Raw genomic sequence first — 21629 nt, 5'->3', positions numbered from 1 at the left:
GAATTTAACAAATTAATTTTACAATACAATGAAAAATACTCTTTTTAACTCTTATAGTAATATCCATTTAGATCGAAACAATCGGACTTTGAGGGTTCTGATAATAAGAAGAGCAGATCGTCTGACAAAAAGAGGGGTTTCATTTTAAATAGAGTATCATGGAATTAAAAGGAAAAACAATTCTGATAACAGGAGGAGCTTCAGGAATAGGGCTGGAAGCAGCGAAGCAGTTTTTAAAAATAGGTGCGAAGGTTATTATTACAGGCAGAAGTAAGGATAAACTTGATGCTGCAAAAAAACAGTCTCCAAATCTCACTACCATCCAAAGTGATGTATCTGTTGCTGAAGATGCTAAACTACTTTTTGATAAAGTCTCAGAAATGGGTGGGATTGATATTTTGTACAACAATGCCGGCGTTGGTGCGGCGCCCATCAATTTGGGAATTCCCACCGAAAAACATATCGAAAATGCTGTATACGAAATGGAAGTTAATTATTTAGGGGTAATACGTTTAAATAATCTTTTTCTGGAGATGCTGAAATCAAGAAAAGAAAGTGCTATTATCAATACCACTTCCATCCTGAGTTATGTACCGTCACTTCTTGAAGCTACCTATTCGGCTTCTAAAACGGCGCTGGCATTTTACACCCAATCACTCAGAGAACATTTACGGATTATCGATAGCAAAATCAGGATATTTGAATTACTTCCTCCGGTTGTGGATACGGAAATGACTGCCGCAAGGAAAGATAAGAAAATGACACCGGAAGAACTCGTAAAAGGTTTGATTTTAGGATTACAGAAAGATCAATATACAATTCGGATAGGTGACACAAAACTGGTTTATTTTCTGCACAGATTTTTTCCTAAATTCACATTTGGTTTAGTAAACCCCAAGAGATCAGAACAATACCTTAAACCATAAATAAGCTCAAATTATGAAATCATACGGTATCAATCGTTATAAAAAAGACAGTGCGCTTCAACTTATCGATCTGCCTGAACCCGTTGTCAAAGAAAATGAGGCTTTAGTTCAGATTTATGCAGCAAGTGTCAATCTCCTGGATTCTAAAATAAAAAGCGGTGAATTTAAACTCATTTTACCTTATAAAATGCCGTTGATTTTAGGTCATGACGTAGCAGGAGTCATCACAAAAGTAGGTTCAAAAGTAAAAAGCTTTAAAGTAGGGGATGAGATTTATGCAAGGGTAGCAGATTTTCATATAGGGACTTTTGCAGAATTTATTTCTATTAATGAAAAGGATGTGGCTTTAAAACCTAAAAACCTGACAATGGAAGAGGCGGCCTCAATTCCTTTGGTGGGTTTAACGGCTTGGCAGGCTTTGATTGAGAAATCTAATGTTCAGGCCGGTCAGAAAGTTTTTATTCAGGCCGGATCCGGTGGTGTAGGGACTTTTGCTATACAGCTGGCAAAATATCTAGGGGCAACGGTTGCTACTACTGCCAGTGAAAAAAGTTTTGAACTCCTAAAGAGCCTTGGTGCAGAAGTACTGATCGATTACAAAACACAAAATTTTGAAGATATTCTGATGGATTATGATGTAGTATTGAACAGTCAGGATAGCAAAACCCTGGAAAAATCATTCAATATTCTGAAATCAAAAGGAAAAATTATTTCAATTTCCGGTCCGCCAACACCTACATTTGCAGATGAATTTAATCTGCCTTGGTATGTAAAATTGGTGACAAAATTGTTGAGCTGTAAAATCAGAAAGAAAGCGGATAAGCAAAATATTAATTATTCTTTTCTTTTCATGAAAGCTGATGGAAAGCAATTAGCAGAAATTACAAAATTGATAGAAGCAGGAGAAATAAAACCTGTCATTGACAAAGTTTTTTCGTTCGAAAATACGAATGAAGCAGTAAAATATGTAGAAAGTGGCCGCGCAAAAGGAAAAGTAGTCATAAAGATGCTATAATATTTTTGACCAAAACAAAAAAGCAGGAGCTTAAAAACTCCTGCCTAAATATTAATTAACTAAATTTCCTTCTTTGTCAAAAGTTTCTGCAGCTTCTTTTGCAGCTTCCACCATCGCAATCAACGCCTTTTCCGTCTCATCCCAATGACGGGTTTTCAAACCACAGTCAGGGTTTACCCAAAGCTGCTGTGCAGGAATAACGGCTTGTGCTTTTTTCAGCAATTCTACCATTTCCTCTTTTGACGGAACTCTTGGTGAATGGATATCGTAAACTCCCGGTCCAATTTCATTCGGATATTTGAAATCTGCGAAAGCATTCAACAGCTCCATCTGGCTTCTGGAGCATTCTATCGTGATCACATCGGCATCCATATCGGCAATATTTTGGATGATGTCATTGAATTCAGAATAACACATATGCGTATGGACTTGCGTAGCATCTTCCACACCGCTTGCCGAAATTCGGAAGGCTTCAACCGCCCATTTCAGATAATTTTGCCAGTCAGATTTCCTCAACGGAAGTCCTTCTCTGATGGCAGGTTCATCAATTTGGATGATTCTGATTCCTGCCTTTTCCAAATCATTCACCTCATCACGGATTGCCAATGCAATCTGTTTACAGGTAAGAGAACGAGGCTGGTCGTCGCGTACAAAAGACCATTGCAAAATCGTTACAGGTCCCGTCAACATTCCTTTTACCCATTTTTGAGTTAAAGACTGAGCATATTCCGACCAATAAACCGTCATCGGGTTCGGTCTGTGAACGTCTCCGAAAATAACAGGAGGTTTCACGCAACGGCTTCCGTAGCTTTGAACCCACCCGTTTTGAGTAAAGGCAAATCCTTCCAACTGTTCCCCGAAATATTCTACCATATCATTTCGCTCAAATTCTCCGTGAACCAATACATCGATCCCGATTTCTTCCTGCCAGCGTATGGTTCTTTCGGTTTCCTGTTTCAGAAAAGTATCGTATTGCTCGACATTCAATTCCCCCTTTTTGAATTTTGCCCGCCAGCTTCTGACTTCTTTCGTCTGTGGAAACGAACCGATGGTTGTCGTTGGAAACAAAGGAAGCTGCAGAACTTGTTGCTGGGTTTCTTTTCTTACATTGAATGGAGAATTTCTCTTCGCATCATCTTCAGTCGTCACTTCAGCACGGTTTTTTACATCCTGATTGTGAATTAAGGTCGACGTTTTACGGTTTTCAACCGCTTTTTTATTGTCGGCTAATTGTTGTAAAGTATTATAATCCGGCTTTTCTGAAGCTAATTTTTTTAAATTAACAATTTCATAGACTTTTTGTTTAGCGAAAGCCATCCATTGCTTAATTTCAGGAGATAAAATGTCTTCATTTTTCTCTGAATCAAGATCAAAAGGAGAGTGCAGTAGTGAACAGGAGGGTGCAATGAAAACCCTTTCAGAACCTATTTTTTCAACAGCTTTATGAATAAAGGCCAGAGATTGGCTGAAATCATTTTTCCAGATATTTCTTCCGTCAACGATTCCCAAAGAAAGGCTTAAAGTGTTTGGAATTGCATCTAAAACTTCATCTAATTGTTCAGGACAACGAACCAGATCAATATGTAAAATATCGACAGGAAGTAAAGTTGCCCATGAAAGGTTGTCTTTTAATCCATCAAAATAGGTGGCAATAATGAATTTTAAATCCGGGAATTGTTTCCTGATTTCATTATAAACAAGTTGATAAGTTTCTTTTGCTTTTTCATTTAAATCCAATGCTAAAAACGGCTCGTCAAACTGAATATATTCCGCACCGTTATTTTCCAGCTCTTTTAAAATTTGAATATAAACCGGAAGTAAATTCTGTACTAAATCTAATTTATCAAATCCTTCTTCTTTTTCTTTGCCTGATAGCAAATAAGTCAGTGGACCTATAATTACAGGTTTTGCATTGATTCCTGTTTTTTTTGCACTGATGAATTCCTGAATGATCTTATTTGAGAATAATTTGAATTCCTGATTCTTCTGAAATTCAGGGACAATGTAATGATAATTGGTGTCAAACCATTTGGTCATTTCCATTGCGGTGATATCTAAACCATCTTTCTGAAAGCCTCTTGCCATCGCAAAATAAAGATCGAGTTCAGATTTTTTGAAGGCAATTTCCTGATAACGTTCCGGAATGGCGCCAACCGTTAAGGTCATATCTAAAACCTGATCGTAATAAGAAAAATCGTTACAAGGAATAAGATCGATTCCTGCTTCCTGCTGTAATTTCCAATTCTGTTGAGTGATCGTTTTTCCAACTTCCAGCAATTCTTCTAAAAGGATCTTGCCCGACCAATAATTTTCACAGGCTTTTTTGAGTTCTCTGCTGCTACCAATACGCGGATAGCCAAGGATGTGTGTTTGCATTTCTTTTAAACTTTTTAAATTAGACAATGATTTTAAAAGTTCTTTTAGAATGCTTCGTAATGCCGCAGAAGAAAGAGTTAAGTGATGTGATAAATACAATGAGGACGTATTTTTTGTGAATAATAAAATACATTCAAAAAGTATCATCTGTATGACCTAAAGCTTCAGACCGCGAAAGCATTGTCAATTCAGAACAGGCAGGTCTCCTGGCTTGCAGCGGTTTTTATCATCCTTCCCGCTGTTGGCAGTGGATATTTCCGGATAAAAACTTTTGGTATACTACTTACAGTTGCGCGACAGCTCGTGATTCTCACACGATTCCCTATTAATCTACGTTATGTAAAACCTCTTCTGTTTGATGAAGTATGTTAAAGAACAAAATCTACGTCAAAGGTATTGATTAAAGTGAATTGATTGGTTTAACTGTAAAAATTAAGAATTTGATTTTGTTTTATTATTGTTTTACAGTTAAATATTCTGTAAATTTGAAAAAAATAACCTCAAAAAGAATATTATTCTGTGGAAAGACTTGACGATAGGGATCTTCAATTGCTTAGAATCCTGCAAAAGAATGCTAAATTGACCGTAAAAGAGATTGCAAAAGAAGTCAATCTTTCACCTTCACCTGTTTTCGAACGGATGAAAAGACTGGAGCAAGAAGGATATATCAAGCATTATGCAGCCGTTCTGGAAGCAGAAAAACTGAATCGCGGGTTTACCGTTTTTTGCCAGATCAAGCTTAAGATCCATGACCGTTCCGTAGGAAACCAGTTTGTAGAAGATATCTTACAGATTGACGAAATTGCTGAATGCTATAATATTTCAGGAGACTTCGACTTTCTCCTTAAAGTTCAGGTAAGGGATATGAAACATTACCAGGATTTTGTGTTCAATAAGCTGGGGTCATTAGACTCCATCGGAAGTGCACACAGCACTTTTGTGATGGCCGAGGTTAAAAATATTCACGGAGTAAGTATTTAAAAATAAAAGCAGCACCCATTAGGATACTGCCATTATAATTTTTCAAATCATTAAATTTTTCAATCTTTAAATAAGATTAACTGCTCCATTCTCACCAATGCATTTTGTTGATATTCTTCAGTCAGATTAAATATCTTCCCTAGTTTTTGGGAAGCACTGATAAAACTGATAAAGGTGCAGAGCTCCGAAATTTCTTTTTCGGAAAAGAATTCTCTCAACATGCTGAAATGGCTCTTGAGTATGGAACGGTGATCTTTAGAGAATAGCTCTGCGAAGCTTACGGCTACGGAAATTTTAAGATCTGACTGACTGAAATCGGGTCTTCCGCCTTTTACCATGCAGTATTCACAGCCATTGCCAAATGCAAGTGTTCTTCGGATCTGCTCCAATAAATCAGAATCTAAACTTGTATTTTTAAAGAAAGTCTCTTCAAGTCTGTTCCAGTGGTATAGTACTTCAGGGTTATGGCCAATAAGTTTTTCAAATGGTGTATTTCCATTGTCTGAAAATTCAATTGTTGTCATATTTTTTTATGTCAAATTTCTGTCTAATTCATGTAGTTTTAAAATGGATTTAATGGTTAAATTTTATAATTTTGATTGTTTCTACTGATTTAATTTAAAAATACAATGAAAATCGTTTTAGACGAATTTGACCATAAAATTTTACGGTTACTGACTGAAAATTCCAGACTAAGCTATGCTGAAATAGGGCGCAAAATTTCTCTTTCTCAATCGGCTACAAAAGAAAGAGTACAGAACCTTACCGATACCGGTGTCATTAAAAGTTTTACAGCAGATATTGATTATGGCCTTCTCGGATACAGCCTGAAAGTCATTATTCATCTGAAGTTTAAAAATGATGAGTTTAAAATATTTATTGACCACCTGAAACACTTCCCAGAGATCATCAGCTGTAAAAGAATCACAGGAGAATACTGCCTCATTGCTGAATGTGTGTTAAAAGACAGTGCCCACCTTGAACATATTATTGACAGGCTGTTAAAATTTGGAATTCCTTCCACATCAGTACAGCTGTCTGAAATAAAAGCCAATCATTTTTTTCGAGCTCAATAACAGAAATTTCTTATACGGAAACGTAAAACAGCACCCGAAAACGAATGCTGCCTAATTTTTTAAATCATTAAATTTTTAAATCATTAAATTTTTAAATCATTAAATAAAATTACGGCTCATCACAGTCCTGTTTCAGCTTGGTAAAGATCTTATCAAATTTTTCATAAAGCGCTCCCTCATCATTAGGATCAGGTCTGAAACTTCCGTTGGCACAGTTGTAGAATCCGAAACCAATCAATTGGATCAGTGCATAATCATCTTTCTTCGGATCGTTGAATTGGGCATTGAACTTATCAATTACTGATTGTGGATCGGCATTATCCTTGCTTTTGGCTTCGACAAAGTTTTTCCAAACGGCGTACATTTTCTGTTTGTCGGAAGAAGAAACTGCATCAATATATTCTTTGCACGTAGTGTAAAACTTACTGTTTTTTAGAGATGCCGGATCAGAGTAAGCCTTAAGTTCTTCTTTTTTGAGTTGATATTCACCTTCAAAAGACCGGATTGTTTCCTGGTGAAGTTTTTTCCATTCCGGAAGATTAATTACTTTAAGGTTATACAGCTGGTTTTTCTTTTCCTGATACTGTTTGTCAAGCTGCTGCAGATAAGTATTTTTGTTTTTTCGAATATCTTCAAGATCGGAAAGCTTAAAAACAGTATGATTGTCAAAAGAAACCCCACTGAATGTATATAGGAGCTTGAAGACTCCATCTATTTCTTCCTTTTTATATTTTCGGGGATCGAAATATCCTTTATTATCGCAATTAAAGGTTTGGTAAGAATAAAGTACCAGATTGGATGTCTTACCAGCTGTTTTCTGTCCTAAAACCATTGCAGAAGAAGCAAATGAAAGTGTAAGTAGTAATTTTTTCATTATTTCTATACAATACTTTTGATGCGTAAATACTGCAGCAGCATGATGGTTTTGGCATCCATGACTTCTCCGCTTTCTATCATAGCAAGAGCATCATTAAAAGAAAGTTCCAAAACTTCAATATTTTCACCTTCCTCCTGAAGTCCGCCACCGTTTGCGATCTTCATTTCAGAAGAATATTCAGCGATGAAAAAATGCAGGATTTCTGTTACGGAACCGGGAGACATATAGGCCTCGAACACTTTCTCCACCTTTGAAATTTTATAGCCTGTTTCCTCTTCTGTCTCTCTTTTTATACAGTCTTCGGGGTTGTCATTGTCCAAAAGGCCAGCGCACGCTTCAATAAGCATCCCTGTAGGATTTCCATTGATGAAAGTAGGAAGCCTGAACTGCCTGGTTAAAATCACAGTGCCTGAAACCTTATTATATAGCAGGATAACCGCTCCGTTTCCTCTGTCGTAAGCTTCTCTGCTTTGGGTTTCTGTGGTTCCGTCCTTTTTTGTAATGCTGTAAGTGACTTTATTGAGTGTATACCAGTTGTCTGATAAAATTTCTGTTTTAAGAATACTAATGTTTGGGTTCTGCATTGGGCTTGCTTCTATATTAAGTGATAATGCCTGACTAGGCTTGTGATATGAAATGCTAAATTAATATTTCTTTTCCAACAGACATTTAAAATACCTTTAAAATCTACACGATTTATAAAAAATAAATTATGCTATAACTCCTATGCTTCCAAATGTTTTCTTAAATAAACAGAAGTTTGGGAATGCTGTGCTAATAAGAGTTCTTTTACGATTCCTTCGAATACAATAGTCCCACCCAGTTTTCCCGCTCCGGGGCCAATATCAATGATCCAGTCTGCCTGAGCTATAATGTCCAGGTTATGTTCAATAACGATGAGGGTATTTCCACCATTCACCAGTTCATCAAAGAAAGAAAGCAGCTTTTCATTATCAATAGGGTGGAGGCCTGTACTGGGCTCATCCAGAACAATAATTTTATCCGTACGGTTCAGCTCTTTGGTAAGTTTTAAGCGCTGTCTTTCACCTCCGGAGAAGCTGTCCAGCCGCTGTCCCAGAGTCAGATAATCCAGTCCTAATTGAATCAGCAGGCTGAGTTCATGTTCAAATCCGGGTCCGGGAAAAAACTGCAGAGCTTCCAGAACGGTCATATTCATGATATCAGCGATATTTTTGCCTTGGTATAAATATTGTAAAACTTCAGGCTTATATCCTGATCCGTGACAGACTTCACAAAGCTGTTCAATATCATCCATAAAAGCAAGATCTATTTTTTCCACGCCCAGCCCCCTGCAATTGGAACAGGCGCCTTCACCGTTGCGGCTGAAAAGTTTTTCAGAAACATTATTGACATTGGAGAAAAGTTTTCTGACAGTATTTGACAGATTGAGATACGTTAACAGATTTGAACGGATACTGGCTGTAAAAACAGATTGATCTACTACGGTTACCGGATAAGATAAGGGTAAAACTTTATTGATCAAAGTACTTTTCCCAGATCCCGCCACACCGGTTACGACATTCATTATGCCTGTAGGTATTTTTACACTGACATTTTTTAGGTTATGAAGATGGGCATTTTTAATTTCCAGATAACCTTTTGCTGATCTTGGAACTTTATTGTAAGTACGGGCTTTTTTGAAATAGCCGGCCGTTTTACCATTCGCATTTTTTAAATGATTAAAAGTTCCCTGATACATAATTTCACCGCCGTTTTTTCCTGAATCAGGTCCCATATCAACAATAAGATCAGCTATTTTGATAAGGTCCGGGTCATGTTCAACAATTAAGACGGTATTGCCTTTATCTCTTATTTTTTTAATGATCTCTACAATATGGTCAATATCTTTAGGATGGAGGCCTATACTGGGTTCATCAAAAATATACAGCAGATCCACAAGGCTGTTTCCCAGCTGTTTTACCATTTTTATCCGCTGGGATTCTCCTCCGGAGAGCGTGTCAGTTTGCCTGTCCAGTGTAAGATACTGCAAACCTATATCAATAAGATTCTGAAGCTTTTTTATCAACTCATTGATTACAGAAGAATACATTTCAGATGATAAGTTCTGAATAAAAACGAAAAGTTCATCAATGGATAATGATGCACAGTCTGCAATGCTTTTACCTTCAATCTTGCAGGACAAAACCTTTGAATTAAGCCGTTTACCCTGGCAAAGCGGACAAGGTTTAGTAATGATCACCTTTTTTAAAGTATCTTTTCGGGTAATATTTTCCTTAGAATCCTTTTTCAGAAATGAACTTTCAATTCTCGGAATTACACCTTTATACCGGACTGTTTTTCCCCATTCTTTAGCCGGATTTTTGGGAATATGTTCTTTGGCATTCAACAACATTTCCCATTCTTTTTCTGTAAAGTCTTTAAGCTTTTTGTCATTGTCAAAATACCCTGAATAAATATAGCGTGTCAGCCTCCATCCTCCAGGCTGAAATGTGGGAAACTGTATGGCACCTTCATTCAGTGATTTATTTTTGTCAAAAAGAGTTTCTGTATTCACGGTCTGCACATAGCCTAAGCCTTCACATTGGGGACACATTCCCTGAGGATTGTTGAAAGAAAATACATTGGAATATCCCACAAAAGGTTTTCCTACTCTGGAAAATAGAAGCCGGAGAGATGCATAGATATCTGTTGCCGTTCCTACTGTAGAACGTGCATTTCCTCCCAGCCTCTTTTGATTGATAATAAAAGGAACATTAAGGTTTTCTATTTTTTCTACATTGGGAACTCCATAATGCTGTAAGCGGTTTCTTATAAAACTGTTTTGTGTCTCATTAATCTGGCGTTGAGCTTCGGCACCTATCGTTTCAAATACCAACGATGATTTTCCGGATCCTGAAACTCCTGTGAAGACCGTTATTTTATTTTTTGGAATGCGTAATGAAATATTCTTCAGATTATTCTGCCTTGCGTGGGTGATGATGATTTCTTTCATAATAATTTCATTAACTTTGTTAATAGTTAACTAAGTTAAGTATTTTTATGGAAATAGAAAAAAAACAATTTTTTAATACTTTTACTGACCTTCAGTGTTTTATATTGGCTAATATGAACAAGGGAAATATCAGTGGTGTCACTGCAACACATTACAATATTATAGAATATATATACCGGAAGCATCAGGTTACAGGAAAACAGATTGCAGAAGCATTTAAGGTCAGTCAGCCAGCGATTTCAAAACAGATCAAGTTTCTGATCAATAATCATCTTGTTGAGCAGAAGCAAAGTATTTCAGACAGAAGAATATTTAATCTTTCAGCGACAGAAAAAGGTAAGTTTCTGATCAATAATTCTGAAGATTTCCGAAAAACAGTGGCAGATCAGGCTTGTGCTATTTTAGACAAAACAGAATTAGTGATATTAACAGCTTTGCTTAATAAAATTCTGAACAATATAAAGGTCTGAATGTAGTTTAACTAAGGTAAATAAGCTTTTTTATTTCTCTTTTTTCAGAAGATTTTCCAGAGCTCCCTCCAGATCAGGAAATTTAAACTGGAATCCTGTATCCTGTATCTTTTGTGAAGAAGCTCTTGAACCTTCCAGCAAAGCATCTGCCAGCTCTCCAAATATCAGTTTTAAAACAAATGCAGGAACATTAGGCATAAATAGAGGTTTTTTCAGTACTTCAGCTATTTTCTTAGTTAAATTCTCATTGGTAGTATGCTGAGGAGAAACTGCGTTGTAAGCTCCACCCATATCAGAGTTTTTCAGAGCTGCCAGATAAACAGAACAGATATCATCAATATGAATCCATGGCATATATTGTTTTCCGCTTCCTAAAGCAGAGCCGATGCCGTATTTTATGGTAGGAACCATTTTCTTCAGTGCTCCGTTTTCTTTAGAAAGAACAACGGCTGTCCGTACTTTCACAACCCTTTCTGCCAGATTTTGTTCTTTGAAATCATCTGCCGATCTTTCCCATAAAACAACAACCTCGCTCAGAAAATCGTTTCCGGGAGGATCTTTTTCAGTATAAACTTTGTCTGTTGTTACCGTTCCGTAATAATTGATCCCTGAAGCAGAGATAAAAGATTTAAGCTTTATTTTTTTCTTTTTTAAGGTCTTTAAAAGAAGTGCTGCAGAATCTACACGGCTGGATATCAGCTCACGTTTTCTTTCCTTGGTCCATCGTTTTTCTGAAATGTTGGCTCCGGCCAGATGAATAATATGGGAAACATTTTCAAGAGCAGATTCATCCATTGTTCCGTCTTTAATATTCCATTCAAATTCATTGTCACGTCTTTTCTTTCGGGTCAGAAATCTTATAGTGTATTCATTTTCTAACTTCTTTGAGAGGTTCTGTGCGATCATTCCACCGGCACCGGTGATAAGAACAATTTCTTTCATAATTTAATATTTAAGGTGGGAAAATTATTTCTGACTCTTGACGATCAGGACAAAATCATCTTCCAGAAGTTTATAGCCGTAATCATAAATAAACCTGTATTCAGATCCGTTCTTATACACTTTCAGATTGGTAAAATAATCGAAATCAAAACCCAAGCCATCCATCCTTGATTTTGCAATTTTCGCTTTGCCATCCGTATTCAGTTCCATAAGGATACGGTAATTTTTGCGGAGCCTGTTATTCACATTACGCATCAGGTTGGTAGAATCTTTATTCTGCTTATTATTGTAGGCATTCCGGCAGGCATCATTGCAGAATTTTTTATCAGACCTCCCGATAATTTTTTCGCCACATTCGAGACAGTTCATACTTTTATTTTTTCATTTTGTGTGGATGTTCATGTTTTTTTCTTAATAACCGTTTAAACCTCGTATGAGAAGGATAGCTTCTGTTGGAAGTTATGTTATTGAATAAAAGGGCTACCAGTAAAAGAATGATGCAGCCTGATAAAACAGGAGAAAGCACATACCAATATCCCAGTTCAGGAATTTTTCCTGTAGAACTCACTGCAATCAGCGCGGTTGCTCCTCCAGGAGGATGAAGGGTTTTCGTATACTGCATCAGTACAATGGAAAAAGCCACAGCCAAGGGTGCGGAAAGCCAGATGATATCCGGAACGAGCTTATAAATGGTAACTCCAACAAGGGCTGAAATAACATGTCCGCCCACCAAATTTCTGGGCTGTGCAAGAGGGCTCTGGATAGCTCCATAGATCAAAACACTTGATGCACCAAAAGAACCGATAAGGAATATGTTTTCAGTGGCCGCTAAGGTATGAGACTGAATAAATGCAATAATTCCAATCCCGACAAATGCGCCCAAAAAAGACCAGAAGTGCTCTTTATAGTCAACGAGCGTTTCTCGGTATATCACATATTTTGAAACCCTGAATGTTCTTTTTATGGTCTTCTTCATTAATCTTCTTTATTTTTTATTATTCGAATTAAATTTTTCACAAAAGGCTTTGTATAGGTTCCGTTTTCATCATAATCCGGATCAAGGATTGTCAGCTCTATTCCAAAGCATAGGGGAGAATGGACCAAAGGTTTCAGGATCTCTTGGAGATTTTCATAATCGATTCCTTCTTCCATTCTGCTGTCTACGGCAGGCATAAGCTGATCGTTCAGAACATCCACATCCAGATGAATGAAAAATCCGTCCAATGCTTTGCTGTTGACCATTTTTAGAAAATCATCAGCCGTTTTTCCGAAACCGTTTTTTCTAAGCCGGTACAGATCAAAATAATGGATATCAGAATTAACGATCTGTTCCACATATTCTTTATCATCAGTTTCTGCATTTCCTGCGCAGAAGATATTTTCTTCTAAAAAATAAGGTTTAAGCCCCTGAATATCGGTTAATTTTTCATGTCCCATCCCGGTAATAATAGCGAGATCCATTCCTGCAGCAGCAGTTGTTTCGGAAAGATGAGCCGGAATAAAATCAGTATGCCCGTCAAGATAAAATAATCCGAAATTTCCAAGCTTCCTTAAAGCCAGAGCTGTCCCTATCAGAATACTGCAGTCACCTCCAAGCATGATGCTGAAGGTATTTTCCTGATGATTTTTTGAAATGAAATCTGCCTGTTTCCGGGCATAATCAATAATGGCCTCCGCATTTAAAACACCTGATTCCTGATCAGGTTTCATCGAATAGTCTGGAGCTTCCAGTCTGAAAATATTTTTAGGATTGATTTTCTTATGAAAATCAAATTTTCTGAGCCAGTCCGGGAGTTTTCTGACGCCGGGTTCAGTTTCATGCTCCTTTTTCTTCAGTCCCAGATTGAGAGGAAACTCAAAAATATTGATATCCCTTTTCATACATGATATTTCCTCAAAGGTACGGAAATTATCCATTTGCAAACGGGTAAGGAATTCATTGTTTTATAATAGTTGAATAATAGAGTAAAAGCAGCTATGTTTATTTATTTTATTCTTAATTTCTATGTTTATATTAAAACGTTTCTAGTTAAAAAACATTTAGAAGGCAATGCATAGTTTTATTATTGAATTTTAGTCATTGTTTTGTTAAGCGTTGAAAAATTATTAAAAGTAATTGAATATGAGAACGTTGAAACTAATTTAGAATTGTTATAAATTAGTATATTATTCACTTAGATAAGAAATATTTTAAGAATATTTATATATTTACAATGTTTATATCAATTAACCATGAAATATATTATGTTGGTTGGTTTAGTGACAGTCAGCCATTCATTATCCTCACAAAACGTCAGAATTACAGGAGTAATTTTCAATAAAGGAAATTCTCCTGTGGAGTTTGCTGAGGTATTGCTTCTTAAACAGGATTCTACTAAAGTAAGAAGTGAAATTACGGATGCCAAAGGTGCATTTACAATTAACACTCCTAAAGATACTTATATATTACAGGTTAAAAGATTCAAGGACGTACTGTATTCAAAAAATATAAAGCTTGACGGCGATCTTCGTTTGAATGAAATACGAATAGAAGAACTGCAGCAGATCAAGGAAATTACCCTTGAAAAGAAAAAGAAGTTAATTGAAAAAAAGATTGACCGTACGGTTTTCAATGTAGAAAATTCCATCTTTTCAAGCGGAGCAGATCTGGCGCAGGTTTTATCCGGAACCCCGATGCTGTCTGTAAGTGACAACTCTATTTCTATCGTCGGAAAAAGTGGTGTTGCGGTTATGGTAAATGATAAAATGCTGAACATCAGCGGTACGGATCTGATCAATTATCTGCGTTCTCTTCGTTCTGATGATGTGGCTAAGGTTGAAATCATCACCACGCCTCCTTCAAAGTATGAAGCCCAGGGAAATAGCGGTATTCTGAACATTGTTCTTAAGAAAAATGCCAAATTGGGATGGAACGGAATTTTGAGTTCGTCCTATATTCAGACCACATACGTAGGAAATGCGAATAATGTGACGTTGAATTACAATTCCAACAAAATCACCAGTTCATTAAGGCTGAGACAATACGACAGACCTTCAAAGGCGGTGGAGCTGATTGATATTATCGGTCCAAATTCCATTCTGAGTGCTGATACAAGGAAAGATAAGTTTAAAGGTGTTGGGGCGAATTTCAGTCTTGATTATAAGCTGAGTCCAAAGTCCAATATCGGGGTGATCTATGATATTTCAAAGTCCCATTCGGATATGGATATTTTCAACAGATCGATCTATAAAACAAACAGTATTCAGGATTCCCTGCTGACGACCACTTCAGATCACCGGAAGCCTATACTGACGCATTCACTGAATGCTTATTACGATTATAAAATAGATTCTCTTGGAAAAAAATTAAGCATTGCCGGAAATTATTTCTCGAACAGCCCTGATGCAGATGTGCATTTTCAGACACTGACCGATATCAATTCGAATATCCAGAGAATAAGAAACGTAAGTAACCTTGATTATCAGATTATATCGGGACAGGGAGATCTTTATCTTCCTTTTAAATGGGGTACTCTTGAGACCGGATTGAAGTTTACGCATTTCATGAACGATTCAAATGTGAAATATTTCTCCTCCGGTAATGGCTATGACTATATTTTGGATCAAAGCAGAAGCAACGTTTTTGAATACCGGGAAAATAATGCTGCAGCGTATGTGAGTATGTCAAAAGACCTGAGTGAAAAATGGTCTGCAAAAGCAGGAATACGTTATGAATATTCCACTATTGACGGCTATTCTAAAACAGCAGATGAAAGAAACAAAAATGAATATGGCCGGTTTTTTCCCTCTGCGTATTTAGAGTACAAGCCGAATGACAATAATACGATTTCTGCCAACTATTCAAAAAGGATCAATCGTCCCGGTTTTACTGCTCTGAATCCGTTCAGATGGTATTCCAATCCTTATTCTTTCTATACCGGAAATCCTTTTCTTTCGCCCTCATATAACCATAATATCGAGTTTTCGTACCTGTACAAGAACAAGTATTCTGTAACGGTATACGGGCAGAAAACGATCAACGGATACGGGCGGATCACTTCAGTGGCGGATGGAATCAAGGAAGTTAATTACAGAAACTACCTGACACAGTATGACGCAGGATTGAGTGCCAACCTTTATACCAATATAACGAAATGGTGGGAAAATAACACAAATGTGGTGTCTTTCTACTCAGAATCCGAATCATCAATTCCTGAAGTGGTTCCTCAGAAAGGACTGTCTATGTATTACACCATCAACAATACCTTTACCCTTAATAAAGAAAAAGCGGTATTGTTTTTATTGAATTTCTACCACTATCTGCCTAATAAACAAGGGAATACATATATAGGGAATATTTCAAGCCTTTCTGCCGGGTTAAGGTTTTCACTGATGGAAAAAAAGCTGAAAATCAATATGATGGTAGAAGATATTTTTAAAGGAACCCAAAGTAAAGGGAAAATCTTCTATGACGAGTTTACCCAATACTATAATAATTATTACGATGCCAGACGTTTCACGCTGAATATGACATATACTTTTGGAAATAAGAACGTAAAAAGCAACACCAAACAAATACAGCTGGACGAAAAGAACAGAGCCAATTAACACAAGGAAAAACAATACCAAAAACTAAAAAACAAATATTACATCATGAAAAAATCAAATCTAATCCTTACTTCTTCCTCCTGACATCCAGGTCTGTATTTTATCGGAAGAAAAATCAGTACTAATTCATTACTCACTGCGGACAAAAACTGTGGGTGATCAGTAATTTCGGAAAATTAAGAATGGTGAAAATTATTTCTCCATGCCTTTGCTGACTACTACAAATATTTATGTTTTGATCTTTTTTGATTGATTTAAAATATTGAAAATCAGTATTGTAAAGCTTTTAATCATCATTAAAAGAAGTATTGATGAAAGCATAAACCGTCTTCCAAGTTGATGCCGGTAATACTTAAAAATTACCAATCTATTAAACCAGAATAATCATATAGGAGGATGCCGAAAAACCTTTAAAGAGTAGGCAAAACATTAAATCTTTTTATTATGAAAAAATTAGAACTAGACCCATTGTCTTTGGACAAAGAAACAATTGCTTTACTGGATGAGAAGCAGCTACAGGAAATTGTAGGTGGACAGGCTGCAGCTCCTGGAACATCTACAGGATGTGGTTCTGGAGGTAGCGGATGTGGAACAGGAGGCGGATCTACAGGATGTGGATCAGGAGGAAGTACTTGTGCTTCTGAAGTTGAAATCTTGAGTTAAGTTTAAAAAAGGGGTAAGCCGAAAACCCTTTAAAACAGAGTAGGCAAAAACATTAAATCTTTTTATTATGAAAAAATTCGAATTAGATCCATTGTCATTAGACAAGGAAACAATTGCTTTACTTGATGAGAAGCAATTGCAGGAAATTATTGGTGGACAGGCTGCTGCTCCGGGAACATCTACAGGATGTGGCTCAGGAGGAAGTACTTGCGGTGCTACCCAGACTACAACTACTACTTCAGGCGGATCTACAGGATGCGGTTCAGGAGGAAGTACTTGCTCTGCGCAGGCAACAATTTCTCAATAATACCAGGAGAGGCTGTATTAGGATGCAGCCTCTCTTTTTTAAACGCTTTAATATTGGATACTACTGATGGATCACACTGAATATTTTTTACATGATTATGCCTGCTTAAGAATTCCTTCTCTTCCTGTGGAATCCTTTCTGGAATTCAATGAGACGATTAAAAATCTCAATATGGAAGATCATGAGGAACTGGTAAAAGTTTTACATGACGTTTTTTCCAATACCTATTACAGAGAAGCCATTTATATTGCTTCCAGAGATTTGTATGAAACTTTTTTAAGCCTGAAGGAAAACAATTTTGCCAACAGGGACGCTAACCAGCGTTTTTTTATGACGTTCTATAAATATCTTTCAAGAATGTCTAACAGGTCAACGCCATACGGCCTTTTTTCCGGGACCTCTTCGGTTTCCATAAAAGATCAGCCAAGTGCTGTACAATTTGATGCCGGTAAATATAAACTGGTTGGGCAGCTCAATATCCACAGCCTTACAAAACTGATCCGCACTATTGATCCTCTTCATCACGAGCTGATCAATACTATAAAATACTATAAAAACAATACGCTGTATACCTTAAAAGACAAAGCTTTTTTTGTAGAACAGTTTGATAACGGCCGCTATATCGCCTCCAATCTTACTTCCATAAGGTTAAGTGAGTATGTAAAAGTGATATTGGAATCCGCAGAAAGCGGGGCTACCGTACAGGAAATGGCACATGCCATCGCTAATCCGAACATCACCTCAGAACAGAAACAAAACTTCATTAAAAATATTATCCGGTCTCAGATGCTTGTAAGTGAACTTCTTCCAAGTGTGTCTACAGAGGATTTTATTGAAGATTTAATATATACCATAGACCAGAAAAAGATCAACCTTGAAGAAATCAATGAGTTAAAAGAGATTTACAGCATCATCAGAAATATATCGACAGTAGATGATATTGATGGTTTCAGGAATTATATTGAGAATAACCCTCAAAACCGCATTATATCCAATGATTTCTATAAGCTGGATCTTTTTTATAATATGCAGCAAAATAATGTCAACAAAAAAGTTTTAGAGGAAATAAGCAGAACTTCGTATGAGGTGATGCAGCTTTTTTCCGTGAAAACATCTTTGGCACTGCATCATTTTACAATTGCATTCGCCGGCAGGTATGAGGAAAAAGAGCTTCCTCTGACCCAGGTTTTAGATACGAATTACGGCATCGGATACGAAAAAGTAGTCACCGGAAATGCAGAATATATGCCCCTTTTGGATGGAATTCCTGTAATGGCTGACCCGGACAGTGAACCGAGAATTATTTACGGAGGTTTTGAAGTACTCAGAGAAAAGCTCTTTAAGCAATACTGTAAAACCGGGGAAATGACCATCAATGCTGATGAAGATGTTAAAAATTATCTGTCACAAAAACAAAAATCGGCTTCAAAGGGAGAACTGCCGCCAAGTGCCTATATTTTCGGAAGAATCCTGTCCGGATCTGCAGAAGCGCTGGATAACGGGGATTATCAGTTTTTCCCTATTCAGTGTCATGCTCCGTTTGCAGCCAGATTACTGACCAGATTTACCCATGGCAATGCCGATCTTAAAAGTCAGGCCGGCAAAATTGCAGAACACGAACAGAAGATGAATCCTGATGTGATTCTGGCGGAAGTGCTTACCATACCGGATGACAACTACGCCAATATTACGTTGTATCCAACGATTCGTGATTACGAAATCCCTTTTCTGTCCAATTCAAAACTCAGTAAAGAACATCAGATTGATGCCAATGATCTTATGGTGTCTGTCCGAAACGGAAAAGTGATTTTAAGATCAAAAAAGCTGAATAAACAGGTTATTCCTTGCCTTTCCAACACCTATAATACAACGCTTGCACAGCCGTTATACAAATTTCTGGCAGATGTGGGCAACCAGAGCATGAGACTTGGCTTTTTCTGGGATTGGGGAATCTACCAAAAAGAACAGTTCCTGCCGAGAATTGAATATAAAAAAATGATTATAAGCCGCGCCCGGTGGTTCCTGAAAAAAGAAAAAGTAAATTATAAGGAGAAATCTGCAACCGAAAAAGCTGTGGCAGATATCAGAAAAAAATACAGCCTTCCTCAATATTTGGTTTTATCTTCCGGAGATAATGAACTTCTTTTGAATCTGGATAATAAAGTCAGCCAGGCTATTTTCCTGAAAGAAATCAGTATGAAGAATGTCATTCTGTACGAAAACATTCATACCCGTGAAAACTGTTTTATCAAAGAAGGTGGAAAGAGCTATGCGAATGAAATCGTCATTCCCATGGGCAACAAAAAACAGGTGTATTCTTCACAGATAAGAAATATTACAACAGCAGCAGTAAAAAGGGTGTTTCCTCCCGGCAGTGAATGGCTGTATCTGAAAATATATTCCGGAAGTAAAAATATTGAAGACCTTCTGACAGAAGTTATTGCAGATTTTGCCACCGGACTGGTGAAAGAAAAGATCATTGATCAATGGTTCTTCATCAAGTATAATGACCCTGAGCATCATATCAGGGTAAGGTTTCACTGTTTTGATCCCGATCATAAAACAGAAGAATGGTACCGGATACTGGATAATCTGCAGCAGGCTGTTCATCATTTTATAGAAGAAGAGCAGGCTGTAAGGATTGTAGCGGATACTTATGTGAGAGAAATAGAAAGATACGGAGCTCAAACGATGGAATTAAGCGAGCGTATTTTTTTCTATGACAGTGTTGCGGTTTCAGAATTCTTAAATCTCATCCATGGAAATGAAGGCGAAAGGCTGAGATGGAAATTTGCCCTTGTTGATGTAGACAGGCTGCTGGATGATTTCAAATATTCCGTAAAGGATAAAATGAGGGTTATTGCCACTTTATCTGAAAATTTCACCAATGAATTCAGCTTCAATAACGCTGAAAATTATGTTGCGATTTCAAGGACGCTGAGCAGCAGGCACCGGAACCTTAAAAAAGAAATATCGGATATTATTCATGAAAATGAAGCTTCCCAGTATGCCGAAGCCTACGAATGCTTTAATAAAAGAAGTGAAAGCATTTCCGCCGAACTGTCCGCTTACCCGGATCTGTCTCAGGAGATGAAAGACCATTTGCTGATGAGCTATATTCATATGACTTTAAACCGTTTGTTCATGGTCAATCAGAGAAGACATGAGCTGGTCATTTATTATTTTTTAAAGAAATTTTATGAGTCGGAAATAGCCAAAGCCAAAAAGAATATTCCCATATGATACAGAATAAAATTAAACATAGACAACTGATTGATACCATTACACAGTCCATTGAGAAATATTCCGGTGAGCAGATATTAAATAATGCTTCCTATGAAACGGGGCTGCTTGGGTATTCTCTCTATTATTTATATTTATCAAAGTATACCAATGACAGTTCCTGCATAGCAACTGCGGAGGAATATCTCAATAAAGGGCTGGCGGCATTTAATCCTAAAACATTTCACAGGATACATGGCACAGACTCGCTGGATGCGCACCTGTCCCATATCGGAAGATACCTGATATTCTGCGAAAAAAACGGTTTGCTTTCCGTTTCCAGTGAAGACTACCTGTTGAATCTGGATCAAATCCTCTTTGGCCTGATGAAAAGCAAGATTAATAACAAGGATTTTGACTCGGGAACAGGAGCTTTGGCAGCAGGATATTATTATTTGGCCCGTTTGAAAAGCGGGGCAAAAGTTCAGGAATATCTGTTGTTTCTGATTCATAGTATTGATGAAGCAGCGTTTAAAGATGAAGCAGGAGATTTCTACTGGGAATGTCCTTCTCTGCACAACAGGGTGTACCTGGGAATTTCACACGGTTCGGCCCTTATCATTTCATTTCTGGCTTCCCTATACGAAGCAGGATTGGAAACCGTATTATGTGAGGAAATCATGAGAAAAGCCATTACATTTCTTACCAAGCAATACAGAGAATCAGAATATAAAGGATTATTCCCGAATATGATCGGAGATAAGATTGAGCCGATGCAGTTTGCGCTTTGCTACGGAGATCTGGGTATAGGATATACTTTGCTGAGAGCTTCGCAGGTTTTGGAGGATCAGGCGATTGGAGATTTTGCCAATATGATCCTTGATGACTGCCTCCTCAGGACCAAAGAAGACAATCTTACCCTGGATGGAAGCGTATTTTACGGAGCTTCGGGGCTTGCCGTTACATTTGATAAACTCGCTAAAATATCTGGTGATAACAGGTTTGCCAAAAGAGCAGATTACTGGAATGATCAGATTTTGACCTATGCCTTACACACCAATGATTTTGCCGGATTTAAAAGCCGCATTCTGGAAGATAACGTCCTGTGGCAGATCTCTTTTGGTTGGGGACTCATAGGAATTGGCGTTACCTTAATGTATTTTGAGGAGGATAATCTTCCTTCACCGGCGGATTTAACTTTTATTGCTTAAAA

General features: G+C 37.3%; 19 protein-coding genes and 1 riboswitch. Of the genes, 10 read left to right on the top strand and 9 right to left on the bottom strand.

Annotated features, from left to right (window positions below; genetic code table 11):
* Positions 1-158: 158 nt before the first annotated feature.
* The gene (locus DRF60_RS17665) at positions 159-926 is read left to right on the top strand and encodes an SDR family oxidoreductase (RefSeq protein ID WP_116013810.1); all 768 of its coding nucleotides are present in this window, start codon (positions 159-161) and stop codon (positions 924-926) included.
* Positions 927-939: 13 nt separating this feature from the next.
* Positions 940-1941, top strand: coding sequence for an NADP-dependent oxidoreductase (locus tag DRF60_RS17660; protein ID WP_116013807.1), 1002 nt, complete (start codon positions 940-942; stop codon positions 1939-1941).
* A 51-nt stretch (positions 1942-1992) separates the two neighbouring features.
* Here DRF60_RS17660 and metE read toward each other — a convergent pair whose 3' ends face one another.
* The gene (gene metE, locus DRF60_RS17655; protein ID WP_116013804.1) at positions 1993-4317 is read right to left on the bottom strand and encodes a 5-methyltetrahydropteroyltriglutamate--homocysteine S-methyltransferase; all 2325 of its coding nucleotides are present in this window, start codon (positions 4315-4317) and stop codon (positions 1993-1995) included.
* A gap of 179 nt (positions 4318-4496) precedes the next feature.
* Positions 4497-4682, bottom strand: a riboswitch (cobalamin riboswitch).
* 154 nt (positions 4683-4836) lie between these two features.
* Between metE and DRF60_RS17650 the strand changes: the two genes are divergently transcribed.
* Positions 4837-5298 (top strand): Lrp/AsnC family transcriptional regulator, encoded by a 462-nt coding sequence (locus tag DRF60_RS17650; RefSeq protein ID WP_116013801.1) that lies wholly within the window; start codon positions 4837-4839, stop codon positions 5296-5298.
* A gap of 59 nt (positions 5299-5357) precedes the next feature.
* Here the strand turns inward: DRF60_RS17650 and DRF60_RS17645 are convergent, their stop codons facing one another.
* On the bottom strand, positions 5358-5822 hold the full coding sequence (locus DRF60_RS17645) for a carboxymuconolactone decarboxylase family protein (RefSeq protein ID WP_116013798.1): 465 nt from the start codon (positions 5820-5822) through the stop codon (positions 5358-5360).
* 105 nt (positions 5823-5927) lie between these two features.
* Here DRF60_RS17645 and DRF60_RS17640 point away from each other — a divergent pair, with 105 nt between their 5' ends.
* Complete coding sequence (locus tag DRF60_RS17640) at positions 5928-6374, top strand: Lrp/AsnC family transcriptional regulator (RefSeq protein ID WP_116013795.1); 447 nt, start codon at positions 5928-5930, stop codon at positions 6372-6374.
* Between the two features lie 109 nt (positions 6375-6483).
* Here the strand turns inward: DRF60_RS17640 and DRF60_RS17635 are convergent, their stop codons facing one another.
* The 3 genes from DRF60_RS17635 to DRF60_RS17625 form a co-directional block, all read right to left on the bottom strand.
* Positions 6484-7248 (bottom strand): hypothetical protein, encoded by a 765-nt coding sequence (locus tag DRF60_RS17635; protein WP_116013792.1) that lies wholly within the window; start codon positions 7246-7248, stop codon positions 6484-6486.
* A 5-nt stretch (positions 7249-7253) separates the two neighbouring features.
* Entirely contained in the window at positions 7254-7835 is a 582-nt protein-coding gene (gene nudK / locus DRF60_RS17630) for a GDP-mannose pyrophosphatase NudK (RefSeq protein WP_116013789.1), read from the bottom strand.
* Positions 7836-7975: 140 nt separating this feature from the next.
* Positions 7976-10225, bottom strand: coding sequence for an ATP-binding cassette domain-containing protein (locus tag DRF60_RS17625; RefSeq protein WP_116013786.1), 2250 nt, complete (start codon positions 10223-10225; stop codon positions 7976-7978).
* 113 nt (positions 10226-10338) lie between these two features.
* On the opposite strand from DRF60_RS17625, the gene DRF60_RS17620 reads away from it, so the two are divergent.
* Positions 10339-10695: a MarR family winged helix-turn-helix transcriptional regulator gene (locus DRF60_RS17620; RefSeq protein ID WP_238640235.1), complete on the top strand. Its 357-nt coding sequence runs from the start codon at positions 10339-10341 to the stop codon at positions 10693-10695.
* Between the two features lie 30 nt (positions 10696-10725).
* Here the strand turns inward: DRF60_RS17620 and DRF60_RS17615 are convergent, their stop codons facing one another.
* From DRF60_RS17615 to DRF60_RS17600, 4 genes are read right to left on the bottom strand one after another with little or no spacing between them, the layout of a single operon-like run.
* Positions 10726-11637, bottom strand: a complete 912-nt coding sequence (locus DRF60_RS17615) for a TIGR01777 family oxidoreductase (protein ID WP_116013780.1) — start codon at positions 11635-11637, stop codon at positions 10726-10728.
* A gap of 24 nt (positions 11638-11661) precedes the next feature.
* On the bottom strand, positions 11662-12006 hold the full coding sequence (locus DRF60_RS17610) for a hypothetical protein (protein ID WP_116013777.1): 345 nt from the start codon (positions 12004-12006) through the stop codon (positions 11662-11664).
* A gap of 4 nt (positions 12007-12010) precedes the next feature.
* Entirely contained in the window at positions 12011-12613 is a 603-nt protein-coding gene (locus tag DRF60_RS17605) for an HPP family protein (RefSeq protein WP_116013774.1), read from the bottom strand.
* Positions 12613-13518, bottom strand: coding sequence for an arginase family protein (locus DRF60_RS17600; protein WP_116013890.1), 906 nt, complete (start codon positions 13516-13518; stop codon positions 12613-12615). Before DRF60_RS17600 ends, DRF60_RS17605 begins: the two co-directional genes overlap by 1 nt.
* Before the next feature lie 351 nt (positions 13519-13869).
* On the opposite strand from DRF60_RS17600, the gene DRF60_RS17595 reads away from it, so the two are divergent.
* From DRF60_RS17595 to DRF60_RS17575, 5 genes are all read left to right on the top strand, one after another.
* Positions 13870-16224: an outer membrane beta-barrel family protein gene (locus DRF60_RS17595; protein ID WP_116013771.1), complete on the top strand. Its 2355-nt coding sequence runs from the start codon at positions 13870-13872 to the stop codon at positions 16222-16224.
* A gap of 444 nt (positions 16225-16668) precedes the next feature.
* Positions 16669-16887, top strand: coding sequence for a class I lanthipeptide (locus tag DRF60_RS17590; RefSeq protein ID WP_116013768.1), 219 nt, complete (start codon positions 16669-16671; stop codon positions 16885-16887).
* A 67-nt stretch (positions 16888-16954) separates the two neighbouring features.
* Entirely contained in the window at positions 16955-17194 is a 240-nt protein-coding gene (locus DRF60_RS17585; RefSeq protein ID WP_116013765.1) for a class I lanthipeptide, read from the top strand.
* Positions 17195-17260: 66 nt separating this feature from the next.
* Positions 17261-20437, top strand: coding sequence for a lantibiotic dehydratase (locus tag DRF60_RS17580; RefSeq protein ID WP_116013762.1), 3177 nt, complete (start codon positions 17261-17263; stop codon positions 20435-20437).
* Positions 20434-21627 carry a lanthionine synthetase LanC family protein gene (locus DRF60_RS17575; protein WP_116013759.1) on the top strand — a complete coding sequence of 398 codons (1194 nt, stop codon included), beginning with the start codon at positions 20434-20436 and terminating at the stop codon, positions 21625-21627. Before DRF60_RS17580 ends, DRF60_RS17575 begins: the two co-directional genes overlap by 4 nt.
* The last annotated feature ends 2 nt before the right edge of the window (positions 21628-21629 follow it).

Source organism: Chryseobacterium elymi (genome assembly GCF_003385495.1).
GTDB classification, from domain to species: Bacteria; Bacteroidota; Bacteroidia; order Flavobacteriales; family Weeksellaceae; genus Chryseobacterium; species Chryseobacterium elymi.
This window is presented reverse-complemented; position numbering and strand designations above follow the sequence as displayed.